The following is a 6,222-nucleotide window of genomic DNA, read 5'->3' on the forward strand; positions in this document are numbered from 1 at the left end:
GTGCGCGATCGTCCTAGCTTCGAAATTCGGCTCATGCCGAGATTCTAGCGGTGCGGGGATACATACCGCCATTCGGGACGCGGACGGCCCGCCGGCAGGCTCAACGTACGCCACCGGTACTCCTCGCCTGCCGGCCGGGCCGCCCGCGCGCGGCGGAAGGCGCCCGCTTCAACTCGGCGGCGCCGTACTCGATGCATCGCGCACCGAACACCTAGTGCAAGAACTTCTTGCGATTCTTGATGTAGTCCGAAAACAGGAATTCGGCGAGGTTGTAGGGCGAGGCGTAGTACGCGCGCCCGCGGTTGATCTTCGTGAGCTTCTCGACGAACTCGACGAGGTAGGAGTCGGTCGCGATCATGAACGTCGTGATCGTGATCCCGTCGCGGCGGCAGGCGTCGGCTTCCTCGAGAGTGCGGTTGACGATCTTCAGATCGAGCCCGAACGGGTTCTTGTAGAGCTTCCCGCGGTCGAAGATGGCGGAAGGTTTGCCGTCCGTGATCATGAAGATCTGCTTGTTCGGGTTCTTCTTGTGCTGGAGGATCTTCCGGGAAAGGGCCAGGCCCGCCTTCGTGTTCGTGTGGAACGGGCCGACCTGCGTCTTCGAGATCTCGGAGATCGGGATGCGCTTGGCGTCGTCGCCGAAGAGCACGACGTCGATCGTGTCCTTCGGGTACTTCGACTGGATGAGCTCGACCATCGCGAGCGCGACCTTCTTCGCCGGCGTGAAGCGGTCCTCCCCGTAGAGCACCATCGAGTGGGAGATGTCGATCGCGATGACGGTGGCGCACGACGTGAGGTGCTCGGTCGAGTAGACCTCGAAGTCCTCCTCGCGTAAATCGATCGCCTCGGCGTCGCGGCGGACGGCGTTCCCGATCGTGCGCACGCCGTCGATGGCGGTCGGGTTGTCGCCGAACTCGTACGGGCGGGTCTCCGGCACGAGGTCGCCGCCGGCCCCGGTCTTGGGTGTGGCGTGATAGCCCGCACCCGATCTCTTGAGCGACGAGAAGACCTCCTCGAGCGCTTGCCGGCGGATCTGCCGCTCGGCCGCGCCCGTCAAGACGGCCGCGCCGCCGCGGTCCTCAATGAGCTCCCGCTTCTCGAGCTCCTCGCGGAATTTGCCGAGGTCGATCCCGGGGTCGATCAAACCGCGCTCCTGGAGGTACTTCATCCACCGGAGCGCCTCTTCGACGTCCCCGCCCGTCTGGAGCACGAGCTGCCAGAAGAGCTTCGTCAGCTCGTCCATCGTGAGGAGCTGGCGGAGGAGGTCGACAGGGTAGTCCTGGTAGCGGTATCTCATGGCCCGACTCGATTATCGCATCGGACGTGCCAGCCCGCGTCAAGAGTCGCGGGTCACGAGTCACGAGTCGAAGGTCAAAAGTCGGAGGTCGAAAATTGGGAAGACGTTCGGTGCGCCGCCCTCACCGCGGCGTTGAGTGAAGGGAAAACCATGAAGCGCGGCGAGGCGCGAGCCCGGCGGGATGCGGGGCAGCCGGCCCGCGGGCGCGGCGTACCACGGCGTACGTTAAGCCCGCGGGCGGCTGCCACGCGCCCGCCCGGCTCGATGCATCCGCCTTCCCCAAGGCTTCGGCGTGACAGGTCGCCGCGCTTCTTACAGCGCTCCGCGCCAGGCGCGCGCCGATTCCAGCAGCAGCGTGCGGTCGCTCGTCGTGAAGAAGCGGTAGCCCGTCTCGACGAGCGCGGGAATCTGCTCCCGCCGGCCGAGCATGATGCCCGCCGCTTTCCCGTTGTCTGAGGCTGCCTTCGCGACGCGGGCAACGGCCTCGGCGTAGCGCGGGTCGTCGACCTTGCCCGGGATGCCGAGAGCCTGGGTCAGATCGTTCGGCCCGACGAAGAGGGCGTCGACGCCGGGAAGCGCGGCGATGCCATCCAGATCGAGAAGCGCTCCAGATGTCTCGATCTGGACGGCGACGACCGTCTTCTCGTTCGACTCCTTGACGAATTCCGCGAGCGGCTGCGTGCCGTAGCGGTTCGCGCGCACCCCGCCGAGGCCGCGGCGGCCTTCCGGAGCGAACTTGACGTTCTCGACGGTCGTCTTCGCGTCCGCTGCGCTTCCGACGCGGGGCGCCAGTATGCCCGCCGCGCCGGCGTCCAGAGCCCGGTTCGCCACGTCCGAGTCGAAACGCGGGGGACGCGCGATCGCGGCGATCCCGGCAACGTCCGCGGCACGGACGAGGTTCTCCACCGATTCGATGTCGTGGAAGCCGTGCTCGACGTCGATCACGACGAAATCGAATCCGGCGAGGCCGAAAAGTTCGACCGCGCCGGGCACCGGCCACGTCAGGAAACAGCCGAGGAGCGTTTCGCCCGAGCGGATGCGAGCGCGGAGGTTGGTCTGGCGGTCGTTCATGAGGAGACGATCTTACGGCGAGTTCGCCTTCGGCAAGCCGGAACCGCTCTTCGAGCTATGGCGCACGGGTCGCTTCGCTCGCAATGACAGGGAGGTCGATTCGGGGCCAGAGCCATGCCGCGGCGCGAGCCGTCGCGCCACGGCTTCTTGATCGGAGCGCGCAATCCGAAGACGCAGAGTTGTGTCAAGGCGCGCCGAGTTAAGCGGCTCTGCCGCTTCAACTCGGCGCCTGCCACAGGCGTTGATTTATGAGACGGGTGTTCGCTGCCTGACCAGGTTGAACTTCAACATTTCTTTATAGGAGACCTTCGAGTCGAGGTCCTCGCGCGCGATCTTGAGATGCTGCGTCAACCCTTCGAGCACGAGCTCCATCGCGAGCGCGGTCTCCTCGCGCGAGGAGGGTTTGAAGTGCTCCTCGGCGACGCGGCGCAGGCCGGGGATCGACTCGAGCGCCTGGAAGTGCTCGGAAAACGACGACTCGTCGGAGATGTCGATGCGGTTGCCCGCCGCGAACCAGTCGACGATCTCGCGGTAGACGGGATTCAACTTGTCGGGCTCCTCGGCCGGGAAGCGGGAGCGCGCCCGCGGCGCCGGCTCGTCCGAATCCTCGGGAGGGGGCGTGCGCGCGCGTTCCGTGCGGCGCCCGGAGTCGACGGGGGGGAACTTCTCCTTGAAGAGGTCGGCGATCGGCCCGGCGATCAGCTTCTTGGCGATCACCTCCGTCCCCTGCTGCTCTCCCTCGTAGACGACCTCCACCTTGCCGGTGATGGCGGGCAGGCAGGCGAGCAGGTCGCAGAGCCGCGGGAACACGCGCTTTTCCCCCTTCAGGATCCCGCGCCTTTCGAGGTTCGAATAGAGGATCTCGAGCGCCGAGATCGGCATGCGCGCGGAGACGCCCGAGGACTGGTCCACGAACTCCGACTGGCGCGCCGCGAAGGCGATCTTCTCGACGAGCTCCTTGAAGTACTCGGGCACCTCGAGGCCGACCTCGCCCGACCGCTCCGTCCACGCTTCCTGCTCGGTGATCGCGCGGGCGGTCTTCACCTCGTCCGGGTAGTGGGTCAGGATCTGGGACGAGATCCGGTCCTTGAGCGGGGTGATGATGTTCCCGCGGTTCGTGTAGTCCTCGGGGTTGGCCGAGAAGACGAGGAGGATGTCGAGCGGGATCCGCACCGGGAAGCCGCGGATCTGCAGATCGCGCTCCTCGAGGATGTTGAGGAGCCCCACCTGGATCCGGGGCTGGAGGTCGGGGAGCTCGTTGATCGCGAAGATCCCGCGATTCGTGCGGGGGATGATCCCGTAATGGATGATCTCCTCGTCCGAATAGGTGCGCTTCTGAGTCGCGGCCTTGATCGGGTCGATGTCGCCGATGAGATCCGCGATCGTCACGTCCGGAGTCGCGAGCTTCTCCCGATAGCGCTCGCTTCGCGGGATCCAGACGATCGGCGTCTCGTCGCCGCGCTCCGTCACGATCCGGCGTCCGAAGGCCGTGATCGGCTCGAACGGGTTCTCGTTGACCTCGCTCCCCGCGATCGCCGGGAGGTACTCGTCGAGGAGGTTGACGAGGGAGCGGAGGAGCCGCGTCTTGGCCTGGCCGCGGAGCCCCAGCAGGATGATGTCGTGGCGAGCGAGGATCGCGTTGTGGAGCATCGGGAGGACGGTGTGCCGGTAGCCGAAGATCCCCGGGAAGGGGTCCTCGCCCCGGCGCAGGCTGGCGATCAAATTCTCGCGCAGCTCGTCCTTGACGCTTCGGGCGCGGTAGCCGCTGTCCTTCAGTTCCCCGAGAGTCTGAGGTCTCACGTGTTTCCTCGCTGCGGTCATTATAGGTTCTCGATTCTCGCCGGCGCGCCGATCCGGCCCGCGCGCCCCCGCATCGATGCAAAAGAGGGTCCACACCCTGTTACACTTCGCGAGCGACCATGCCGGGAAAAGACCGCATCAAGCAGCAGATGATCCGCGATCTGGTCCGGGACAACCTGGATACCGTCCGCGGCACTCTCCCGTCCGGCCTGCGCCGGCGCCGGCGCGCGGTCAACGGCTGGCTCCTCGGAGGGCTCGCCGCGACGCTCGTCGTCGCCTTCTCGGGGGCGATCGGCAGCACCGCGGCTCGCTTCGCCGCGCCCCGCCGCCATTTTGCGTCGGAACCCGCCCCGCCCGCCGCCCCGGCGCTCTCCGCCGCGCTCCCGGCGCCGCAGAAGATCGATCCGTCGCTCTTCCGCCTCGCGATCCGGAAGCTCGTGATCGACCCCGGCCACGGCGGCGGCGACCCCGGCGCGATGACCCGGCAGGGGCTCGAGGAGAAGGCGATCACGCTGGACGTCGCGGAGCGGCTGCGAGCGCTCCTGAAGGATGTCCCGGTCACGGTCGTGCTCACCCGCACGGACGACCGGTCGCTGTCGCTCGAACGGCGCGTCGAGATCGCCAACGCGGTAAACGCCGATCTCTTCCTCTCGATCCACATCAACTCGATGGCCGTCCCGGACCGTGTGGGGATCGAGACGTTCTACCTCGGCGGCACGCGCGACCCGGCGACCGCGCGGTTCGCCCGCGACGAGAACGCCGGCTCCGGCTACTCGCTCGCCGACTTCAAGACGCTGCTCGAGGGCGTGTACGTCGGCGTGCGCCAGGACGAGTCGCGGCGGTTCGCCGAAACGCTGCAGGCGGGATATTTTCGCGCCCTGCGGGAAGTCAACGACCGGGTCCAGAACCGGGGAGTGAAGACCGCGCCGCTCGTCGTCCTCGTGGGGACGCGGATGCCCGCGATCCTCGCGGAGATTTCCTGCATGTCGAACGCCGACGAGGCGCGCCGCCTCGGGACGCCCGCGTACCGCTCCGCGCTCGCGCGGGCCCTCTATTCCGGGATCCGCCGCATCATCGAACCGGAGACGTCCGCCGAAGGGCTCGCGGCCTCGGCCGCCGCGCCGAAAGGGGTTTCATGACGAAGTCGAAGAACGAGGTCCTCCAGGTGGGGATCGACCTGGGCACCTCCCGGAGCGCGATCTCCTCCTCCAACGGCGCGCGTCACGTCGTGGACAGCTACGTCGGGTGGCCGGTCGACATGGTGGCCCGGAAGGTCGTCAAGAAAGCGGTCCTCTTCGGAAAGGAAGCGCTCGACAACCGGCCGATGCTCGACCTCCACCGCCCTCTCGAGCGCGGCCTCATCAAGGAAGGCTCGCAGAAGGACGAGGAGGCGGTCCGCGAGCTCCTCGGCCACCTCATCTCGCTCGCCAGCGCGAAGGAGGGGCAGAAGGTGTTCGCGGTCGTCGGCGTTCCGGCCGAAGCGCTGCGCGTGTCGAAGCAGCACCTGCGCAACGCCGTCTCCGGGCTCGCCGACTCGCTCATGATCGTCTCCGAGCCGTTCGCGGTCGCCTACGGAATGGACTCGCTCCTGCACACGATGATCATCGACATCGGCGCCGGCACGACCGACTTCTGCGTGATGAACGGGCGTTACCCGACCGACGAGGACCAGCGGACGCTCACGAACGCGGGAGACTCGGTCGACGAGCACCTCGCCACCCTGCTGCGCAACAAGATGCCCGACGGCCGGTTTTCGATCTACATGGTCCGCGAGTGGAAGGAGAAGGGGAGCTTCGTCGGCGAGCCGAAGCAGCCGGTCGTCGTCAAGGTGCCGGTCCACGGGAAGCCGACCGAGCTCGACATCACCGCCGAGATGCGCCGCGCCTGCGAGAGCCTGCTCGGCCCGATCTCCGAGACGATGCTCGACCTCGTCTCGCGCGTCGAGCCCGAATACCAGGACGACGTCCGGAACAACATCATCCTCGCCGGAGGGGGATCGCAGATCCCCGGCCTGGCCGAGGCGCTCGAGAAGACGCTCGGCGAGATGGGGGGCG

Annotated in this window: 5 protein-coding genes; 2 read left to right on the top strand and 3 right to left on the bottom strand. The window is 67.3% G+C overall.

What is annotated here, in order from left to right:
• Positions 1-211 precede the first annotated feature (211 nt).
• The 3 genes from VKH46_14055 to VKH46_14065 all read right to left on the bottom strand — a co-directional run bounded on the left by VKH46_14055 (position 212) and on the right by VKH46_14065 (position 4,168).
• A complete protein-coding gene (locus VKH46_14055; GenBank protein HKB71967.1) occupies positions 212-1,297 on the bottom strand; it encodes a VWA domain-containing protein in 1,086 nt (361 codons plus the stop codon).
• A 312-nt stretch (positions 1,298-1,609) separates the two neighbouring features.
• Entirely contained in the window at positions 1,610-2,368 is a 759-nt protein-coding gene (locus VKH46_14060; GenBank protein ID HKB71968.1) for an aldolase/citrate lyase family protein, read from the bottom strand.
• 246 nt (positions 2,369-2,614) lie between these two features.
• Complete coding sequence (locus VKH46_14065) at positions 2,615-4,168, bottom strand: magnesium chelatase (protein ID HKB71969.1); 1,554 nt, start codon at positions 4,166-4,168, stop codon at positions 2,615-2,617.
• A 119-nt stretch (positions 4,169-4,287) separates the two neighbouring features.
• On the opposite strand from VKH46_14065, the gene VKH46_14070 reads away from it, so the two are divergent.
• Together VKH46_14070 and VKH46_14075 are read left to right on the top strand one after the other, a co-directional pair.
• Positions 4,288-5,307, top strand: a complete 1,020-nt coding sequence (locus tag VKH46_14070) for an N-acetylmuramoyl-L-alanine amidase (GenBank protein ID HKB71970.1) — start codon at positions 4,288-4,290, stop codon at positions 5,305-5,307.
• On the top strand, positions 5,304-6,222 hold a 919-nt coding region (locus VKH46_14075; protein HKB71971.1), incomplete at its 3' end, for a rod shape-determining protein. The genes VKH46_14070 and VKH46_14075, both read left to right, overlap by 4 nt.

It is taken from the genome of Thermoanaerobaculia bacterium (assembly GCA_035260525.1).
Taxonomy (GTDB): Bacteria; Acidobacteriota; Thermoanaerobaculia; order UBA5066; family DATFVB01; genus DATFVB01.